15 protein-coding genes are annotated in these 17,942 nt (G+C 51.8%); 12 read left to right on the top strand and 3 right to left on the bottom strand.

Going from position 1 to position 17,942, the window contains the following annotated elements; genetic code table 11:
* The first annotated feature begins 10 nt into the window (after window positions 1–10).
* The 3 genes from QMO62_RS11735 to QMO62_RS11725 all read left to right on the top strand — a co-directional run bounded on the left by QMO62_RS11735 (window position 11) and on the right by QMO62_RS11725 (window position 3,085).
* Complete coding sequence (locus tag QMO62_RS11735; protein ID WP_284641142.1) at window positions 11–424, top strand: acyl-CoA thioesterase; 414 nt, start codon at window positions 11–13, stop codon at window positions 422–424.
* A 4-nt stretch (window positions 425–428) separates the two neighbouring features.
* Complete coding sequence (locus QMO62_RS11730; protein ID WP_284641141.1) at window positions 429–824, top strand: FxsA family protein; 396 nt, start codon at window positions 429–431, stop codon at window positions 822–824.
* Window positions 825–1,000: 176 nt separating this feature from the next.
* Window positions 1,001–3,085 (top strand): RNA degradosome polyphosphate kinase, encoded by a 2,085-nt coding sequence (locus QMO62_RS11725; RefSeq protein WP_284641140.1) that lies wholly within the window; start codon window positions 1,001–1,003, stop codon window positions 3,083–3,085.
* On the opposite strand, the gene QMO62_RS11720 is transcribed toward QMO62_RS11725, so the two are convergent.
* Complete coding sequence (locus QMO62_RS11720) at window positions 3,057–4,592, bottom strand: Ppx/GppA phosphatase family protein (RefSeq protein ID WP_284641139.1); 1,536 nt, start codon at window positions 4,590–4,592, stop codon at window positions 3,057–3,059. The two genes, QMO62_RS11725 and QMO62_RS11720, sit on opposite strands and share 29 nt — an antisense overlap.
* A 168-nt stretch (window positions 4,593–4,760) precedes the next feature.
* On the opposite strand from QMO62_RS11720, the gene QMO62_RS11715 reads away from it, so the two are divergent.
* From QMO62_RS11715 to QMO62_RS11680, 8 genes are all read left to right on the top strand, one after another.
* Window positions 4,761–5,222, top strand: a complete 462-nt coding sequence (locus QMO62_RS11715; protein WP_284641138.1) for a YsnF/AvaK domain-containing protein — start codon at window positions 4,761–4,763, stop codon at window positions 5,220–5,222.
* Window positions 5,223–5,297: 75 nt separating this feature from the next.
* The gene (locus QMO62_RS11710) at window positions 5,298–5,885 is read left to right on the top strand and encodes a YsnF/AvaK domain-containing protein (RefSeq protein WP_284641137.1); all 588 of its coding nucleotides are present in this window, start codon (window positions 5,298–5,300) and stop codon (window positions 5,883–5,885) included.
* A 246-nt stretch (window positions 5,886–6,131) separates the two neighbouring features.
* Window positions 6,132–7,244, top strand: coding sequence for a citrate synthase (gene citZ / locus QMO62_RS11705; RefSeq protein WP_284641136.1), 1,113 nt, complete (start codon window positions 6,132–6,134; stop codon window positions 7,242–7,244).
* A gap of 140 nt (window positions 7,245–7,384) precedes the next feature.
* Window positions 7,385–8,680 carry an NADP-dependent isocitrate dehydrogenase gene (icd, locus tag QMO62_RS11700; RefSeq protein WP_284641135.1) on the top strand — a complete coding sequence of 432 codons (1,296 nt, stop codon included), beginning with the start codon at window positions 7,385–7,387 and terminating at the stop codon, window positions 8,678–8,680.
* 53 nt (window positions 8,681–8,733) lie between these two features.
* On the top strand, window positions 8,734–9,675 hold the full coding sequence (gene mdh, locus QMO62_RS11695; protein ID WP_284641134.1) for a malate dehydrogenase: 942 nt from the start codon (window positions 8,734–8,736) through the stop codon (window positions 9,673–9,675).
* A 584-nt stretch (window positions 9,676–10,259) separates the two neighbouring features.
* Window positions 10,260–10,865 (top strand): TetR/AcrR family transcriptional regulator, encoded by a 606-nt coding sequence (locus tag QMO62_RS11690; protein ID WP_284641133.1) that lies wholly within the window; start codon window positions 10,260–10,262, stop codon window positions 10,863–10,865.
* Entirely contained in the window at window positions 10,862–13,975 is a 3,114-nt protein-coding gene (locus tag QMO62_RS11685; protein WP_284641132.1) for an efflux RND transporter permease subunit, read from the top strand. Before QMO62_RS11690 ends, QMO62_RS11685 begins: the two co-directional genes overlap by 4 nt.
* Window positions 13,976–14,093: 118 nt before the next feature.
* A complete protein-coding gene (locus QMO62_RS11680) occupies window positions 14,094–14,519 on the top strand; it encodes a hypothetical protein (protein WP_284641131.1) in 426 nt (141 codons plus the stop codon).
* Here QMO62_RS11680 and yfbR read toward each other — a convergent pair.
* Both yfbR and QMO62_RS11670 read right to left on the bottom strand, forming a co-directional pair.
* Window positions 14,516–15,097: a 5'-deoxynucleotidase gene (yfbR, locus tag QMO62_RS11675; protein ID WP_284644927.1), complete on the bottom strand. Its 582-nt coding sequence runs from the start codon at window positions 15,095–15,097 to the stop codon at window positions 14,516–14,518. The genes QMO62_RS11680 and yfbR overlap by 4 nt on opposite strands.
* A 29-nt stretch (window positions 15,098–15,126) precedes the next feature.
* Window positions 15,127–16,278, bottom strand: coding sequence for a polysaccharide deacetylase family protein (locus tag QMO62_RS11670; RefSeq protein ID WP_284641130.1), 1,152 nt, complete (start codon window positions 16,276–16,278; stop codon window positions 15,127–15,129).
* A gap of 122 nt (window positions 16,279–16,400) precedes the next feature.
* Here QMO62_RS11670 and QMO62_RS11665 point away from each other — a divergent pair, with 122 nt between their 5' ends.
* Window positions 16,401–17,942, top strand: a complete 1,542-nt coding sequence (locus QMO62_RS11665) for a fumarate hydratase (protein ID WP_284641129.1) — start codon at window positions 16,401–16,403, stop codon at window positions 17,940–17,942.

The following is a 17,942-nucleotide window of genomic DNA, read 5'->3' as shown; positions in this document are numbered from 1 at the left end:
CTAGAAACGTATGTCATCACAATGGTTTACTCACCCGCTGCGGGTCCGCTATCAGGAGACGGACCAAATGGGGGTCGTCTATCATGCTAATTATTTGAACTGGTTCGAAATCGGCCGTACTGAAATGATTCGTCAGCTGGGCATGCCCTACGGGCGGATCGAGGAGAACGGGCTGCTGCTGCCTGTGGTAGAGGCAGAGCTGAAATTTCACGCACCGGCGAAATATGATGATGAAATCATCATGAAGACACGGATTGCATCGTACACTAATGTACGGCTGGAATTTCAATCGGAGGTTCGCCGCGGCGAGGAGCTACTCGTGAGCGGGGGGACACGCCATATTTGGGTCAACCGGGATTGGAAGCCGGCCCGAATTGATAAAGCCGCACCTGAACTTTATACCTTGCTGCAGAAATGGGGCTGAAGCTATGTACCGCCTGCTGGTTGTCATAATGATCCTTGTACCGGCTCTTGAGATCTGGGGCTTGTTCACCATAGGTAAGCTTATCGGAGGCTGGCAAACCTTCTTCCTCCTCCTGCTGACGGGCTTTACGGGCGCATGGATGGCAAGGCGCGAAGGGAGACGTGTTTGGGAGTACGCGCAGTACCAGATGCGCAATGGCCAGGTTCCGACCGACTCTATACTGGACGGAATCTGTATTTTTGCCGGAGGTCTGCTTCTGCTTACACCCGGTTTCCTTACAGATATCCTCGGATTTCTTCTTGTCTTCCCACTAACCCGTCCGGTCTTCAAGGCTTGGGCGTTGATCCTGATCCGAAGATTGATCAGCCAGGGGAATTTTCAATTGTTTTGGCGGAGGTAGGGCGAATACTCAAGCTTGGATATTTACATAATTTTTACAAAAATCAAGTGCATTGTTAACATTGTCGAATTACCATGGAATGAGTAGAATGAGAGAGAATAACGACAGATCGGCTGGCACATCAGGCATCTCTTGTTTGCAAATTCGGCTAATAACCATGGAGGTTGCATTTCCTTATGAAAGATACTGCTGCCCGAGAGACTGCGAACCAATATATCAATCGCGATTTAAGCTGGGTGGAATTTAACTGGCGCGTACTGGAGGAGGCTCAGGATCCGAGCACGCCGCTCCTCGAGAGGGTCAAATTTCTCTCCATTGTCTCTTCGAACCTGGACGAGTTCATGAGTGTCCGGGTGGCCGGTGTCAAGGACCAGATGAAGGCAGGTTTTACCAAAAAAGATTTTACCGGTTATACTCCTGCAAGTTTATTCAAACGAATTATGAGGCGTTCTTCCAAAATGGTTGCAGAGCAGTACCGTACGTATCGCGATGTAACGCGACAGCTTGCCAAAGAAGGCATTCTTTTCGTCGATTATGAGGACTTGAACGTGACCCAGCGGAGTGCAATGGATGAGTATTATCACGACATCATTTTTCCCGTGCTTACACCGATGGCGGTGGACCAGTCGCGTCCGTTTCCTCTTGTTCATACACAAAGTCTTTATTTAGCCGTCGTGCTGAACAAGGACGATGAGACAATCGATGAGGAGCCGTACTTTGCCATTTTGCAGGTACCCTCCAACCTGAACCGTTATATCGCCCTGCCTACGCGTCCCAACAGCAAGAAGCATGAATATATATTGCTGGAGGATTTAATCGAGCAGCATATCCATACGTTATTTACCGGCTACACGCCGCTTGCCGTACATGGGTTTCGATTGACACGCAATGCGGATTTAACGCTCAATGAAGAAGGCGCGGAGGATTTGCTTGAGGAGATTGAAGCGCAGCTGCGACGCCGACGATGGGGGGCACCGGTTCGCCTTGAGGTAGAGAAGGGCATTCATCCGTATGCTCTCACCCAGCTGATGGATGAGTTCGAGATCACGGATAATATTTTTGAAATTGACGGACCGATCGATTTAACCTATTTCATGAAGCTGGCCGGTTCGGTTCATGGCTTCGAGCATTTGCGTTACCCGCCGATCAAGCCGGTATACCCGATCGAGCTGAGTGATACGGAGGATATGTTCACCGTGCTTCGGAACAAAGACGTTCTCGTGTATCATCCCTACGAATCGTTCGATGCGGTGACGGATTTCGTCTGCCAGGCGGCTTACGATCCGCAGGTGCTTGCCATCAAAATGACACTGTACAGGGTAAGCGGGAACTCACCGCTCATTCAAGCGCTGGCCCGTGCGGCCGAATCGGGTAAGCAGGTAACAGTCGTTGTGGAGCTGAAGGCGCGCTTCGACGAAGAGCGAAACATTGCATGGGCACGCAAGCTGGAGCAATCGGGATGCCACGTCGTTTACGGTCTGGTTGGTTTGAAGACGCACGCCAAAATCACCTTGGTGGTAAGGCAGGAGCCGGACGGCTTGCGCCGTTATGTTCATGTCGGCACAGGAAATTATAACGATAATACAGCCAAACTGTATACGGATGTAGGTTTATTCACGACACATAAAATCATCGGAGAAGATGCCTCCGCCTTGTTCAATGAGGTGACCGGCTACTCGGCTCCGCATAACTGGAAGGCCTTCGGCGTAGCTCCGACGGATTTGAAGGATAAATTGTTCGAGAAGATCAGGAAGGAAGCGCAGTTCGCTTCCGAAGGCAAGCCTGCGAAAATTATTGCGAAGCTCAATTCTTTGTCGAATCAGCAAATGGTGGATGAACTGTACGCCGCTTCTCAGGCAGGAGTAAAGGTGGAGCTTATCGTCAGAGGGGTTTGTTGTCTGCGTCCGGGGGTGCCGGGCCTTAGTGAGAATATATCGGTCCGCAGCATTGTGGACCGTTTCTTGGAGCATTCGCGTATTTTTTACTTTGAAAACGAAGGGGACCCGGAGATCTACATCGCCAGCGCGGATTGGATGACAAGGAACTTGACACGGCGGGTAGAGTTAATGTGTCCGGTCTTCGACCAGCATATCAAAACCTCGCTCATCCATATCTTGAAACTAAGCCTGGAGGATAATGTTAAGGCGAGAGTGCTGCAATCGAGCGGTTTGTACGAAAGGGTACTGGCGGAGGGCGAGAAGCCGCTCCGCAGCCAATTCGAAGCCATGAAGATCAAATCGTGGAAAAAGACGGCGCGTTAAGCTGAACCGACAAGCCCCATATTTTGCGAAAATCCTTTTGCAGTTCTTCGACCTCACTGAATTCGGCAGTGGGGTCGTTTTGTATTTGCAGCTGAAGCCGGAGCGACTTGTCGTCAGAGACGGCATATATTAGGTGCAAGGGCTGGGTTTCGCTGCTGTCCAAGGCTACAGCCAGCTGCAGGATGCTGCCCAGACGAACGACGAGCTCAACGTCACTGTCCAGCATAATTTCACGATAGGGCGACCACATGTGCAGCAGGCGTTTTTTCGTTTTGTAGGTAGCAATGAAAGCACACAGCAGTGTCTCTCTGTGGGTAAGTCCGTCAATCCTTGCGCCGGCCAACATATAGAAGGTGTGCTTCGCGTATTGGTAATAGCTTAGGGACACTCCGATTCTATACAGCTTGGCGGCAATTTCTAGACAAAGCCGGGTTCGCGGGTCAAATGGATGCTTGCCCGCGGCGGTGAGCGCATCGTAGATGGTAAGAGCGGAATGCTTCACATGCTTCGAATGAGCCGGAGGAACTGTGGAATGCAGTTTATACAAATTGTCGGAGCTTCTCTCTGCAATGGGCAGGGAAGTGTCCTCCGCTGCAAAGCTTTCATAAAAAATACCGTCCCGAAGTCCCGCGCCGCTGATGACACAGTGGCTGGAGCCGGACGCTTGGAATAGGGTATCCACAATAATGAGCCCGGGAACAATCAGGTCGAACCGGTCTTTGGATAATCCATCCACCTTCTTCCGTTTGTCGGGGGGAAGTTTAGGCAGCCACTCGGTAAGCTCCTGCATCGCTTCACCGGACATAGGATAATTATGCGTAATCGGCAGAGGATACTGGTGTCTACGCTGATGTATTTTACATAGGGACCGGAACGTTCCTCCCAAACCCACCATCGGCTTTCCCTCGTTGGTTCGGATCCAAGGCTCGCTTGCAACGGCTTGCAGCACCATGTTACGGATTTCATGCAGCTTCGCTTCCGGGGCTTCTCCGTCCGTATTGAAACGTCTTGCCGTATTCACCGCGCCGAAAGGGAAGGATACGCTGTGCAGCAGCTTTTTACCGCGAAAGAGAGAAACCTCCGTGCTCCCTCCCCCGATATCAATTAAGAGGCCGTCCGCGATATCAAGCGTTTGGCTCATCCCCAAGAAGCCGATACGGGCTTCATCCTCGCCGGTAAGCAGCTCCACCTGAATTCCGCTTTGCTCACGTAATTGATTTACTATTTCTTCGGAGTTGGAAGCATTGCGTATAGCTGCGGTTGCTACAGCCCGAAGGCTTGTGACTTGGTGAGCCTTACAAATGCCTCTGAAATTTTGAAGGATTCGGACTATGCCGTCTATTCCGGCAGCAGGTAGGGAACCGTCCATGCTCATTCTACCGCTAAGTCGGGCGGATTGCTTAAATTCGCTTATGACCCGGTAGGCTCCGTTCGCTTGGATGTCATAGATCACGAGACGAATGGAATTCGAACCGATATCGATAATGCCGATGCGGCGGCTGTTCATGGCATGTTCCTCCTTTGGGCGTAGGACAAGTTGTATGCAATATTCCTATTTTACCAAAAAAGCGATGGGACTTCATGCAGTATATGTTTGGTTAGAATAAGGGACACCAAAAAGGGTTACCTTAGTCTACGTGACACCAAATCCACTACGCTTGGAGGTCGAGTCATCATGGCAGATTTATTTAACATTTTTGATGATGAGAAGAAGGAAAATCACGAGGTAAGGGATGAGGATCGCGAAGCAGCCGTGCAGCTTCGTCAGGAAGAGCTGGATATCTCGAAGGATCGCGTGCAGACGGGCGAAGTGAAGCTGCACAAGGATGTCATCGCGGAACAAAAAACGGTCCACGTGCCGGTAAGCCATGAAGAAGTGGTGATTGAAAGAAGAAGCTTCGACGCGGAAGCATCGGATGAGCCGATCGGCCGGGAGGAAACGATCCGGATTCCGGTCAGCGAAGACCGCGTCCATGTGGACAAGCATACGGTAGTGACGGGCGAAGTAGCGATGCATAAGCGTACCGTTCAAGAGACACAAGCCGTTACGGATACCGTTCGCAGGGAAGAGGCAAGAGTGGAAGTGGAAGGCGACAGCACTGTAGTGGAAGATGTTGACGCCGAAGAAATTCGATAATTAAACAGCTTTATTCTCGACACCTCCGGCTGTTGGCCGGGGGTGTTTGGTTAACAAAAAGGGAGGCACGGCAAAATGGATCGCAGACTTGGCTTCGGATTGGCCGCTGGTGCGGTAGCAGGGGGTGTCATCGGCTTTTTCGTCGGCACTTACGGCACGGTGAATATGATGTGGGTTACTCTTGCAGGAGTCATCGTAGGCGCCATAGCAGGCAGTGTGCTTGGGGTAGTTATCCGTGTGATTGCACCGAAGGAAGTGCACGCGAATGAAACGCAGGATAAGGCTGAAGAGGGTAAAATGGTGCTGCGCGAGGAGCGGCTGCACGTGGATAAGGAGCGCGTGAAGACGGGGGAGGTTCACGTGCATCGCGAACGCATCGAGGAAGAACAAACGGTAAAGGTGCCGGTGGTCAGGGAAGAGATTGTGATTGAAACCAAGGAAGGAACAGGCCCGGAGGCTGAATCCAAAACGATTCGCATCCCTGTTAAAGAAGAGCGTCTCGAGGTTCTGAAGCATGCGGTGGTTACAGGCGATGTAAAGGTTTATAAGAAAGAATATGAAACCGTGGAAGAGGTAACGGAGACGCTTAGAAAAGAAGTCGCTTCCGTGGAAGTGGCAGGCAAGGCTGACGTGACGGAGGAACAAACGCAGGCCCCTCATTGATCGAGGGGTGTTTTTGCGTTTGGATGGGAGGATAGAGTATAATTTAGATCCATCTAGAAAAAGCTTCTAGAGGGGCCGAAACGGATCGCTTAACGGATCGATGCGAATTGCATCACCGAAATTACATCGATTAAAATTTTGGTTATGGTGCTGATAATGAACTTTTATGTCTAAATTTGTTCACTTTACTTGGTAAATACTTTATTATTAACATATGTGAAATTGACTGCAAAAGGAGAGATTATCTTGACAGCCACCAAAGGTTTGGAAGGGATCGTAGCCACAACGTCCTCCATTAGCTCCATCATAGACGGCGTGCTTACGTATCGGGGCATCAACATAGATGACTTGGCGGAGAACGCTACATTCGAAGAGGTCGTATATTTGCTATGGTACGGCAAGCTGCCTAATCGCTCCGAGCTGAACCAATTGCTTCAAGACTTGAGCAACCATGCACAGGTTCCCGCTCAAGTACTCGAGCAAATCAAAACATATCCTAAAGATGTAAATACAATGGCAGCTCTTCGTTCTGCCGTTTCTTCTTTGGCTCTGTATGATGCGGAAGCTAATGATATGACACCGGAAGCCAACCTCCGCAAAGCCATCAAGCTGCAAGCTCAGATCACTACGATCGTAGCTGCATTCTCGCGCATCCGCGAAGGCAAAGAGCCGATTGCACCTAAAGCGAACGCAACCATTGCCGAGAACTTCCTTTATATGCTTACAGGCAAGGATCCGGAGAAGATCGCCATCGAAGCTTTGGACAAGGCGCTCGTGCTTCACGCTGACCATGAGCTGAATGCTTCCACCTTCGCAGCCCGCGTAACCGTAGCAACACTTTCCGATATTTACTCCGGCGTAACCTCCGCTATCGGGGCTTTGAAGGGACCGCTTCACGGCGGCGCCAACGAAGCCGTTATGGCGATGCTGGAAGAAATCGGAACTTTCGATAAAGCTGAAAGCTACATCAACGAGAAGCTCGCCAACAAAGAAAAGATTATGGGCTTCGGTCACCGCGTTTACAAGAACGGCGACCCTCGCGCCAAGCATCTGCAGAAGATGTCCCATGAGCTGGGCAAGCTGACCGGTAACCTGAACTGGTACAACATGTCCATCAAGATCGAAGAGCTCGTAACCGGACAAAAGGGTCTGAAGCCAAACGTAGACTTCTACTCCGCTTCCGTATACACATCCCTTGAAATCCCGCGTGATCTGTTCACGCCGATCTTTGCGATCAGCCGTACCTCCGGCTGGACGGCTCATATCCTTGAGCAGTATGAGAACAACCGTCTGATCCGTCCTCGTGCGGAATATACGGGCCCTGCTCATCAAGCTTACGTTCCGATTGAGAAGCGCTAATTCGAGCGCTTGTTATTACCGGAACCAATAGGTAAAAGGCAACCAACGGGTTGCTGCGTCGCGCGCCGTCAGCGGCAGCGCCGCGGCTCCCGTTCAATTTTGTAATGAACCATATATTACTGAGGAGGCAATACATACCCATGGCACAATTCGAAAATTATGCAGCGCCAACTGAAGGCGAAAAAATCACGATTACTAACGGAAAACTGAACGTTCCTAATAACCCGATCATTCCTTTCATCGAAGGTGACGGCACAGGTCCTGACATCTGGGCTGCTTCCAAGCGCGTTCTTGATGCAGCGGTAGAGAAAGCCTACAACGGCCAAAAGAAAATCGCCTGGTACGAAGTGTTTGCCGGCGAGAAAGCCTTCAACAAATTCAACAACTGGCTTCCGAGCGACACACTGACGGCTATCCGCGAGTACATCGTTGCTATCAAGGGTCCATTGACTACGCCAATCGGCGGCGGTATCCGTTCCCTCAACGTTGCGCTTCGCCAAGAGCTGGATCTGTACGTTTGCTCCCGTCCGGTTCGTTACTTCAAGGGTGTTCCTTCCCCTGTAAAGCGCCCTGAGCTGGTTGACATGGTTATTTTCCGTGAGAACACAGAGGACATCTACGCCGGTATCGAGTGGGCTGCAGGCTCCGATGAAGTGAAGAAAGTCATCTCCTTCCTGCAAAACGAGATGGGCGTGAAGAAGATCCGCTTCCCTGAGACTTCCGGTATCGGTATTAAGCCTGTATCCTCCGAAGGCTCCAAGCGTTTGATCCGTTCCGCAATCGAGTACGCCATCGCACACAACCGCAAGAGCGTTACCTTGGTTCACAAAGGAAATATCATGAAGTTCACTGAAGGTGCGTTCAAAAACTGGGGTTATGAGCTGGCTGAGCAAGAGTTCGGCGACAAAACCTTCACTTGGGCTCAATACGACAAGATCAAGGAAGAACAAGGCACGGATGCTGCTAATGCGGCTCAAAAGGCTGCTGAAGCGGAAGGCAAAATCATCGTTAAGGACGCTATCGCTGACATTGCATTGCAGCAAGTATTGACTCGTCCTACAGATTTTGACGTTATCGCTACCCTGAACCTGAACGGCGACTACTTGTCCGATGCCCTTGCTGCACAAGTTGGAGGTATTGGAATCGCGCCGGGAGCAAATATTAACTATGTAACCGGTCATGCGATCTTCGAAGCAACACATGGTACAGCTCCGAAGTATGCAGGTTTGGACGTAGTTAACCCTGGTTCCGTTATCCTGTCCGGCGTTATGATGCTGGAGCACCTCGGCTGGCTGGAAGCAGCTGAGCTGATCTACAAAGGGATGGAAAAAGCGATCAATAACAAGACAGTTACTTATGACTTCGCTCGCTTGATGGAAGGCGCAACCGAAGTGAAATGCTCCGAGTTCGCTAACCAAATCATCGCTAACTTCTAATTTAATGGGGCGCTTATAGCGCCCCTACTCTAATTCAGGAGGCTAACCGGATCATGGCTATTCAACGTAAGAAGATTACTGTTGTAGGTGCAGGATTTACCGGTGCAACCACTGCTCTGATGCTGGCTCAGAAGGAGCTTGGCGACATCGTTCTGCTCGATATCCCGCAATTGGAAAACCCGACGAAGGGGAAAGCGCTCGATATGCTCGAAGCATCCCCGGTGCAAGGCTTTGACGCAAACATCATCGGTACTTCAAGCTATGATGATTCCGCGAATTCCGATATCGTGATTATCACAGCGGGGATCGCCCGTAAGCCCGGCATGAGCCGCGACGATCTCGTGAACACGAACGCAGGCATTGTGAAATCCGTTTGTGAGAATGTGAAGAGAACCAGTCCTAACTCCATCGTAATCATCCTATCGAACCCAGTGGATGCCATGACTTACGTTGCCTTTGAAGCACTCGGATTCCCTAAAAATCGCGTCATCGGTCAATCCGGTGTCCTGGACACGGCGCGTTACTGTACTTTCATCGCGCAAGAGCTGAATGTATCCGTTGAGGACGTTCGCGGCTTCGTGCTTGGCGGTCACGGCGACGACATGGTTCCGCTCGTCCGTTACTCCAATGTAGGCGGCATTCCTATTGAGAAGCTAATCCCGGCTGAGCGAATCGAAGCGATCGTACAGCGTACACGTACAGGCGGCGGCGAGATCGTCAATCTGCTCGGGAACGGTTCCGCGTACTACGCACCGGCCGCTTCCCTGGTACAAATGACGGAAGCGATCCTTAAGGATAAGAAACGCATCATTCCTTCGATAGCTTTGCTGGAAGGCGAATACGGCTATGACAATCTGTTCATGGGCGTCCCTACCTTGCTTGGAGGCAACGGGATCGAGAAAATATTCGAGCTTGAGCTGCTTCCGGAAGAGAAAGCGGCGCTTGATAAATCCGCGGATTCCGTACGCAATGTAATCAAAATCGTTCAAGGCTAATTCCCTGGAACACAAAGAGCAGTCTCGGTCAATGGGCCGGGGCTGTTTTTTTATAACATTAGAATTTATAAGTTTTGAGCGGAGCTCAAGGATTCTAATGTTTCAAGAAAAGCTTCCTCTTGCTCACGAATGTACGACCCCCGAGAGGGCTTCGATAGAAGCTATTCTTATTAGTTCGTGTGAACGTACGACTGCGAAGCGGTGAAGAGTGCAAAGCTGCCAATGTGCAGAAATCCACGAGCCCAAGCGAGGCTCAGAACGAGATTTGTGAGAATAGGCATCTTTGAGGACTCATATTGGCTCGGTACAAGGCATCTGGTGCTGGGATGTTGTATATAGGCAGAAATCTTATCATAATTGATACAAATCATGGAAAAAAGTTGTATTATTGCAGAAATGTGCTGTTCACAAATGATAGGCCCCGACATATAGAACCAAATGACGTCTAGATTCAAAAAGGAATGTGTAGGGGGCCCACCCTTACAGAGTTCTTGAAAATACAAGACAGGATATGGTAACATACAATATGACTGACTCGTCAGTCATATTTGCTATTTAGCGGCAATGGAGGGTGTTTATCAGCGATGCCTGGGGATGACAAAAGAGAGCGGATTATCGAAGCCGCAATGAAGCTCTTCGAAGAGCAAGGATACCACGGGACGAAGGTATCCAATATTGTGAAGGAAGCCGGGATGGCGCAGGGAACCTTTTACTTATATTTTAAGAGCAAAGAGGACTTGTTCCGAAGTGTTGCCGAGGGTTGTCTGGATGAGATTGCCATGGCGCTCGCCGCGAATGCGGAAGGGGAGTCCGTTCTTTCACCGGAGAATACGATCCTGTACCGGACGATACACAAAGCCTTGACGGTGTACTACCACAATCGGATGATAGTCAGCATGCTGAACCGGATAGGTGCGGCATCGCCGGAAATCCAGGATATTTCAAGACATTTTTATGGGAAAATGGCTGCTCTGATTCAAGCAACGTTCCGTAAGTTCAAAGCATATCCGAATTATACGGACCAGCAGCTCGAGATGACGGCTTACGCAAAAATCGGCATGGTGGAAATGGTCGCCTATCATTGGTTTATCGAGAAGGGAGCAGGTCTCGAGTCCATTGACGAAATGACCAAGGTGCTGATTGGTATAAACATCAACTGCTTACCGGAGGAAGGTGCCAGCCGGCAATGATTACGAAGCTGTTGAAGTATCGCAAAGTAACACTGCTCTTCTTCTTTATGGCGGTGCTGCTTGGGGTTGTCAATATCGGCACGCTCAAGCAGCGTGAGAACCCGGAGATCGATCTTACGGTTGCTCTTGTACGTACGATTTATCCGGGGGCATCTCCCGAGAAGGTCGAGCAATACGTAACTCGTCCCTTGGAGGAGAAAATCAAGGAAATGAGCGACGTTTCCCTGATCACATCGACTTCCGCAGCGAACGTATCCGTCATTCAGGTCGAGGTGAATCCCGATACGGATATTAAGCGGGCATGGGACACACTTCGCCAGAAGGTGCAGGCTGCGGTCAGCGAGCTGCCTGACGGAGCCCAGCAGCCTGTCGTTAATGATGATCTGGGCAAAATTGCTGAGCAGATCCTTCATTTTGTAGTGGAGCGTCCGGAGGAGCTGGAGCCGCTACGACCGACCATGGAGCTGTGGAAGAAGCAGCTGTCCACCCTGGCTGGCGTCAGCAACGTCGAAATCGTAGGACTTCCCGAACAGGAGGTAGCGGTAACGCTGGATACCGAGAAGCTCAATGCGTTCCGCCTTCCTTGGGGGATTGTAGCGCAATCGCTGCAAACCAAGCAGGAGCGGGTACCGCTCGGTTCTATCGATAAGGGCAGCAAGCAGTATTATGTAAACCTCGGCGGTGAGTGGAAGACTGCGGAGGATATCGCCAATACGGATTTGGTCGGCTTGCCTGGCGGGATGAGGCTCAAGGTCAAAGATGTCGCCGAGGTGAAGCTTCGGCCTAAAGAGAGAGAGGCTTCCATTCTTCACAACGGCAAGCCGGCTTTGGATCTGGTCATTAACGCGGAGAAGGGAGCCGATATCCCGGCGCTGCAAAGACGAATCGACGGCAAGGTCGCCCAGCTGGGCGGGGAGCTGCCGGAGCACGTTACACTGGAATCCCTCTTTACGCAAAAGGAAAGCCTGGATCATTTATTCCGTGAGCTCGGGAAGGAGCTGCTGATCGGCATCTTGGCGGTCATCATCGTCTGCTCGATGGGCCTGCCGTTCGGTACGGCGCTGATCGTAGCTATGGCCATTCCGATCTCCATTACAGTGGGTTTCATTCCTGTAGAGATGATGGGGATCGATCTTAATCAAATCACTATCGTGGCGATTGTGATTGTCCTCGGAATTCTCGTCGACGATGCCATCGTCGTGAACGATAACATTCAGCGGCGGCTGGATCTCGGTGATTCGGTCGACGTAGCGTCACTGGAAGGCAGTAAGGACGTAGCCATATCCATCTTAACGGCTACCATTGCAACAGCGGCTGCGTTCCTTCCCTTGTTCTTCCTGAAGGGGAATATCGGCAGCTTCATCCGGCCTTTGCCGGTCGTCATTTCGTTGACGCTGGCCGCCTCCATGGCGATGTCTCTGACGATTATCCCGATTTTCCGCCAGTGGGTCGGGGAACGAAGGCAGCGCAAGCACGGAGGGGCAAACACAGCCTCTCCAGCGATCAAGACGGAGCCAGGATGGCTGGGCAAGCCGATTCAGAAGCTCAGTCATTTTTACGGCAAGCAAATTCACCGCTTCCTCCGGAGGCCGCTGCTGACCGGGATCGTTGCCTTACTGCTCGGCACCAGTGCTTTCGGTTTGCTTCCTTTCTTAGGCGCGCAATATTTTCCTCCGGCGGAGAAGGATCAGATGCTGATCGATATCGAGCTGCCGACGGGCCAAATTTTCGCCGAAACGGAATATGTCGTGCATAAGGCAGCCGCATGGGTAGAGCAGCAGCCGGGTGTCAAGTTCGTTTCAGCCTACGCAGGAAGAACGTCCCCGAAGTTTTATTATTCTGAGACAGATAGGACGAGTACGAACATCGGGCAGCTGTTTGTCAAAATCGATACCAAGCAGCTTCATACCAAAGAGGTCATCGCCTACTGGAGGGAGCAGCTGGAAAGCATGTTCCCGGGGGATGTTGAAATCACGCCGCGGGAGCTTGAGCAGGGTCCCCCCGTTGGGGCGCCCATCGCGGTTCGGATCAGCGGAAGTGATCTTACGCAGCTGCGCACGCTTTCCACAAGCATACAAGACATGCTGAAGAAAATACCGGGTACGGTTAGCGTATCGGACGATGTAGGGAAAGAGATGGATACCTATGAGGTAGCTCCAGACCCGGCTAAGCTTCGCCAATACGGCGTCACAGAGAAGGATTTATCCATGACACTGCGAATGGCCACGGACGGACTGGAGGTTACCGAGCTGCAGCAAGGGGAGGATCCGATTGATGTAACGCTCTACGCCAAGCAGCTGGGGAACGGAACGGATCCGATTACGACGATGAAGCAAATGTATGTGCCTGGCCAAGGCGGAAGCACCGTGCAGGTGCAGCAGCTTGCGGATATTCGGAGCACGTCGATGCTCAAGTCGATTCATCATCGTGATCAGACAAGGACAATTACCATCCGAAGCTATACGGAAGGGCGGCTTGCCGATGACATTGTAAAGGAGCTTCAGGCCGAGCTTGCGGTCAATCCTCCGCCGTCCGGCTACACGATTGATTTCGGGGGAGAGAATGAAGAGCGCAACGATGCGTTTGCGGCCATAGGCAAGCTCTCGATTATTGTCATCCTATTGATTTATATCATTATGGTTATGCAGTTCTATTCGCTCTCCATCCCGCTGCTGATTCTGTCCACGGTGTATTTGGCAGCCGGGGGAGCGGTAATCGGTCTGTATCTTACCAACTCACCGATCGGCTTCATGGCCTTGATGGGGCTGGTGAGTCTGGCGGGTATCGTCGTTCGAAACGGCATCATTCTGATCGAGTTCATCGAACAGGCAAGAGAGAGAGGACTGCCGCTGTATGAGGCTGTAGCGGAAGCAGGAAAGGCAAGACTTCGGCCGATTCTCCTTACCATGGCGACGGCTATCGGGGGGCTGCTGCCCATGACGATTATGGGGGGGAACCTGTGGCGCCCTATGGGAATTACTATTATATCCGGGCTGCTGTATTCGACCCTGCTGACCTTGATCGTAGTGCCCTCGCTGTTCGTTATTTTGGCCAAATGGAGGGACCGCAGAGCGGAGAGGTCGGGAAAACCGCTTCACCCTCACGGATAATAAAGCAAACCCGCGACCTCAGGTTACAATTCTGTGACCGGGCGCGGGTTTTATTTGCTTCTTGGTAAAATCATCCGCTATACTATAGTCAGTATGGCATGTTTTATAGGAGGGTTTAATGATGTTTCAGTTTCTGCTTTATTTACACGTTTTGAGCGCCATTCTTATGGGGGCGTACCTGGTCATGCCTTTCTTATCCGGGAAGCTGGCGAGTCTTTCGGGATCGGCGCAATATGGCTTCCTGAATGTGCTGTCGGGCTTTAACCGGGCCGGTCAATTTGCGCTTATCCTTGCTTTTCTGACCGGTGGTTATATGGTGGGTAAAGGAAGCTACTCCGTGCTCTGGATGGTGCTTGCCGTAGTATTGCTGCTGGCCATCGGCGCTGTAAGCGGTATTATGGGCAAAAAAATGAGACAAGCCTTAGCGGATGTCTCGGGCAGCAAGATTGCAGGCCAGCTAGGTGCAATTCGTTCGCTGAGCCTGGTTCTGGCTATTTTGGTTTTTGTCACCGTAACATTAATGAAATTCCCTAACTACCTTTAAAGCTCGTCAAGCGTCTTTTCCAGGCTTGGCGCCAAATGTTCCAGGAAGTATTTCATTTCGGGCATGTCCATCTCTTCGATGGCTTGCTCGATTTGTTTTTTTGCGATGGCGAACTCGCGATTGCCCGCAGAAAGCTCCGTCACGCATTTTAAATAGGCATCTAGTGTGTCGGCGGCCTTGACGTATTTTTTCAAATCCGCATCCGCTTCCGTCTTGGTATCGATCAGCGGCGTGTATACACTGCGCAGCGGCTCCGGAATCATATCGAGCAGGCGCTCTGCGGCCATATGCTCGATCTCGCGGAAGTTCGCCAGGATCTTCTGATTGTGATGCTTGACCGGAGTCGGGATATCGCCGGTGAACACCTCGGTAGCATCATGAAACAGCGCCATGCTGACTACACGGTCCGTAGGGATCTGCTTGCCGTATACTTCATTCGCAATAGAACAGAGAACGTGAGTGAGAATAGCTACATGAAACGAATGCTCGGCGACATTCTCCTTAAGCACGTTACGCATAAGGCTCCAGCGCTCGATATAGCGCAGCCGGTACAAATAAGCAAAAAAGTGACTTTCCATAGTCATGGGGACATCATTCCTATTATGAATTATTGCTTCACAGTCGGAGTTTGTCGAACGGCGAAGCTCGGTACAGAAGGATTATACACGATTTGTGTCCCGATTGCTTGCTCCAAATCCTTCAGCCCCATGTACAGCTTGCTGCTGCGAAGCATCAGCGGCTGCTGCAGCCGGATGACGCCGTCAAGAGGCGAAACGAGCTCCGACTCGCGGACGTTCCCTTCCCATCGGCGATTGCCGTAGGACAGCTCGACACGGCCGCTCGGGTGAACCGTTGCCTGGCCGCCCAGCTGGCGAAGCGCCTCCTCTACGGGCACCTGCTCCACCGAAGCTCCTTTGGCGATCACACGGTAAAGAATGGAAGCGTGCAGTCCCTCAGGGCTAATCGACGGATGTCCGCCGTTGATCCGGGGAATCCGCATCGGGTCCGCAGCGCGGCTTGCCATCTCCGGCACAATGGTGAAAGCATAACGGATGCCGGCTTGCTTCAGCAGCCCGCGTGATAGCTCGTCGTTGATGCCGAAAGGGTACGCGAATGTATCGACGGGAGCGGGATAGAGCTCACTGACCTTGCTTATGCATGCTTTGGTGTCGGCAAGAATGCGCTGCTTATACTGCTCCTCGGTTTCGCGGACCCCGTCCGTCAGGAAGCGGCCGACAAGGGCTGCGTTATTGTCCTCCAGCTTGTAATGGAGCGCATCGGTATGGCATTGAAGGTCAATGAAGTCGGTCTCACGCGTCATAGTACGGATATGGTCCCTCGATAAAAAAGGAATATTGCTTTCGTTCGGGTTGTCCAGATCGCCGGAAATGACGAAATTGACGGCCGGGATTTGAAGCTTTTTCAAGATAGGATACGCGTTCGTATAGTAGCTTTCATAACCGTCGTCGAAGGTAACCAAAACGGCATTGGCCGGTACGGATGCTCCTTGCATGTAACTCTTAAACTCTTGCAGTGTAATGAAATGATAGCCTTTGCTTTGCAGAAAGGCCAGCTGATCGTGAAACAGCTTCGTGGTAATGGTGCTGCTGCTCGTTGCTTCGTCACTTACGTGGTGATACATCAGGACGGCTACCTGATCCTCGTACATGGTGCTGCTTCTGGCCTCGTTCCACGCAGGAAATGTAAGGCTGAGCACAAGCGCCAGCAGGACAAGAGCTTGCTTCCATAGCTTGTTCAACGCGGTTCCTCCTTCCTGAAACTCATAGTTTTGGTCCAAGTCCGATTATGATATGATATAGATATGTACTCTTAAGCTATTATTCAGGCTTTTGCATATTCGGAAAGGAGTCTTCACAGACCATGCAGCACTTCCAAGATAGTATTTATAAGCTCATTGTGGAAACCTCCACGAACCTCCCGGCCGATGTCCGCGAGGCGATTCAAGCCGCCCGCCAGAAGGAGGACGAGGGAACTCGCTCCGCTCTGTCGCTGTCGACGATTGCTAACAACATCCATATGGCGGAATGTAATGTATCTCCGATCTGTCAGGATACGGGGATGCCGACTTTCATTATACACACTCCTGTGGGTGCAAACCAGATCGTGATGAAGAAACAAATTCTTGAAGCGATTGCGCAGGCGACGAAGGACAGCAAGCTTCGTCCGAATTCCGTGGATTCGCTCACAGGAGAGAACAGCGGCAACAACCTGGGCCCGGGCACACCGGTCATTCACTTCGAGCAATGGGAGCGCGATGAAATTGAAGTGAAGCTGATCCTCAAGGGCGGCGGCTGCGAGAACAAGAACATCCAGTACAGCCTCCCGGCTGAGCTGGAAGGGGTCGGCAAGGCAGGCCGTGATCTCGACGGTATCCGCAAGTGCATTATGCACGCGGTATATCAGGCACAAGGGCAAGGCTGCAGCGCCGGCTTCATTGGCGTAGGCATCGGCGGCGACCGCACCAGCGGGTATGAGCTTGCGAAGCAGCAGCTGTTCCGTAAGGTCGATGATGTGAATCCGAACGAAGATCTGCGCAAGCTCGAAGACTATGTAATGGAAAATGCAAATCAGCTTGGCATCGGTACGATGGGCTTCGGCGGTCAAGTGTCTCTGCTCGGCTGTAAGGTCGGCGTGATGAACCGTCTGCCGGCGAGCTTCTTCGTTTCCGTAGCTTACAATTGCTGGGCGTTCCGCCGTCAAGGCGTTCTCATCGACGCCAATACCGGCGAGATCAACGAGTGGGTGAACACAAGCGGAACCGACCTGCCGATGAAGCAAGACGAGCCGGCTGCAGCGGCTGCCGACTCGACCGCAGAGCGCCGCGAGTTCGTACTCAACACGCCGATCTCCGAGGAGCAAATCCGTCAGCTGAAGGTAGGCGATGTCGTCATTATTAACGGACCGATGCATACGGGCCGCGACGCGCTGCACAAGTACTTGATGGACCACGACTCCCCGGTAGATCTGAACGGATCGGTCATCTACCATTGCGGTCCCGTTATGGCGAAGGATGCCGAGGGCAATTGGGTTGTGAAGGCCGCAGGGCCGACGACCAGTATCCGCGAGGAGCCTTACCAAGGCGATATCATCAAGAAGTTCGGCATTCGTGCGGTGATCGGTAAGGGCGGTATGGGGCCAAAGACGTTGAAGGCGCTCCAGGAGCATGGAGCCGTCTACTTGAACGCCATCGGCGGAGCAGCGCAATATTATGCCGAGTGCTTCAAGAAGGTGGAAGGCGTTGATTTTATGGAATTCGGGATTCCGGAAGCGATGTGGCACCTGCAAACCGAAGGCTTTGCAGCCATCGTGACGATGGATTCCCACGGCAACAGCCTGCATGCGGAAGTAGAGAAAAACTCCTTGGAGAAGCTGACTCAGTTCAAGGAGCCGGTTTTTAAATAA

Source organism: Paenibacillus silviterrae, assembly GCF_030167925.1.
Lineage (GTDB): Bacteria > Bacillota > Bacilli > Paenibacillales > NBRC-103111 > Paenibacillus_G > Paenibacillus_G silviterrae.
The sequence above is the reverse complement of the archived record's forward strand: the minus strand, read 5'-3'. Positions and strand labels throughout refer to the sequence as shown.

What these genes read in the sequence shown, in the direction of transcription:
- mdh (WP_284641134.1), top strand. Translation starts at nt 8,734, where the DNA reads ATGGCTATTCAACGTAAGAAGATTACTGTTGTAGGTGCAGGATTTACC.
- QMO62_RS11690 (WP_284641133.1), top strand. Translation starts at nt 10,260, where the DNA reads ATGCCTGGGGATGACAAAAGAGAGCGGATTATCGAAGCCGCAATGAAG.
- icd (WP_284641135.1), top strand. Translation starts at nt 7,385, where the DNA reads ATGGCACAATTCGAAAATTATGCAGCGCCAACTGAAGGCGAAAAAATC.
- QMO62_RS11720 (WP_284641139.1), bottom strand. Translation starts at nt 4,592, where the DNA reads ATGAACAGCCGCCGCATCGGCATTATCGATATCGGTTCGAATTCCATT.
- QMO62_RS11730 (WP_284641141.1), top strand. Translation starts at nt 429, where the DNA reads ATGTACCGCCTGCTGGTTGTCATAATGATCCTTGTACCGGCTCTTGAG.
- QMO62_RS11735 (WP_284641142.1), top strand. Translation starts at nt 11, where the DNA reads ATGTCATCACAATGGTTTACTCACCCGCTGCGGGTCCGCTATCAGGAG.
- QMO62_RS11665 (WP_284641129.1), top strand. Translation starts at nt 16,401, where the DNA reads ATGCAGCACTTCCAAGATAGTATTTATAAGCTCATTGTGGAAACCTCC.
- QMO62_RS11725 (WP_284641140.1), top strand. Translation starts at nt 1,001, where the DNA reads ATGAAAGATACTGCTGCCCGAGAGACTGCGAACCAATATATCAATCGC.
- QMO62_RS11680 (WP_284641131.1), top strand. Translation starts at nt 14,094, where the DNA reads ATGATGTTTCAGTTTCTGCTTTATTTACACGTTTTGAGCGCCATTCTT.
- QMO62_RS11685 (WP_284641132.1), top strand. Translation starts at nt 10,862, where the DNA reads ATGATTACGAAGCTGTTGAAGTATCGCAAAGTAACACTGCTCTTCTTC.
- QMO62_RS11710 (WP_284641137.1), top strand. Translation starts at nt 5,298, where the DNA reads ATGGATCGCAGACTTGGCTTCGGATTGGCCGCTGGTGCGGTAGCAGGG.
- yfbR (WP_284644927.1), bottom strand. Translation starts at nt 15,097, where the DNA reads ATGGAAAGTCACTTTTTTGCTTATTTGTACCGGCTGCGCTATATCGAG.
- QMO62_RS11715 (WP_284641138.1), top strand. Translation starts at nt 4,761, where the DNA reads ATGGCAGATTTATTTAACATTTTTGATGATGAGAAGAAGGAAAATCAC.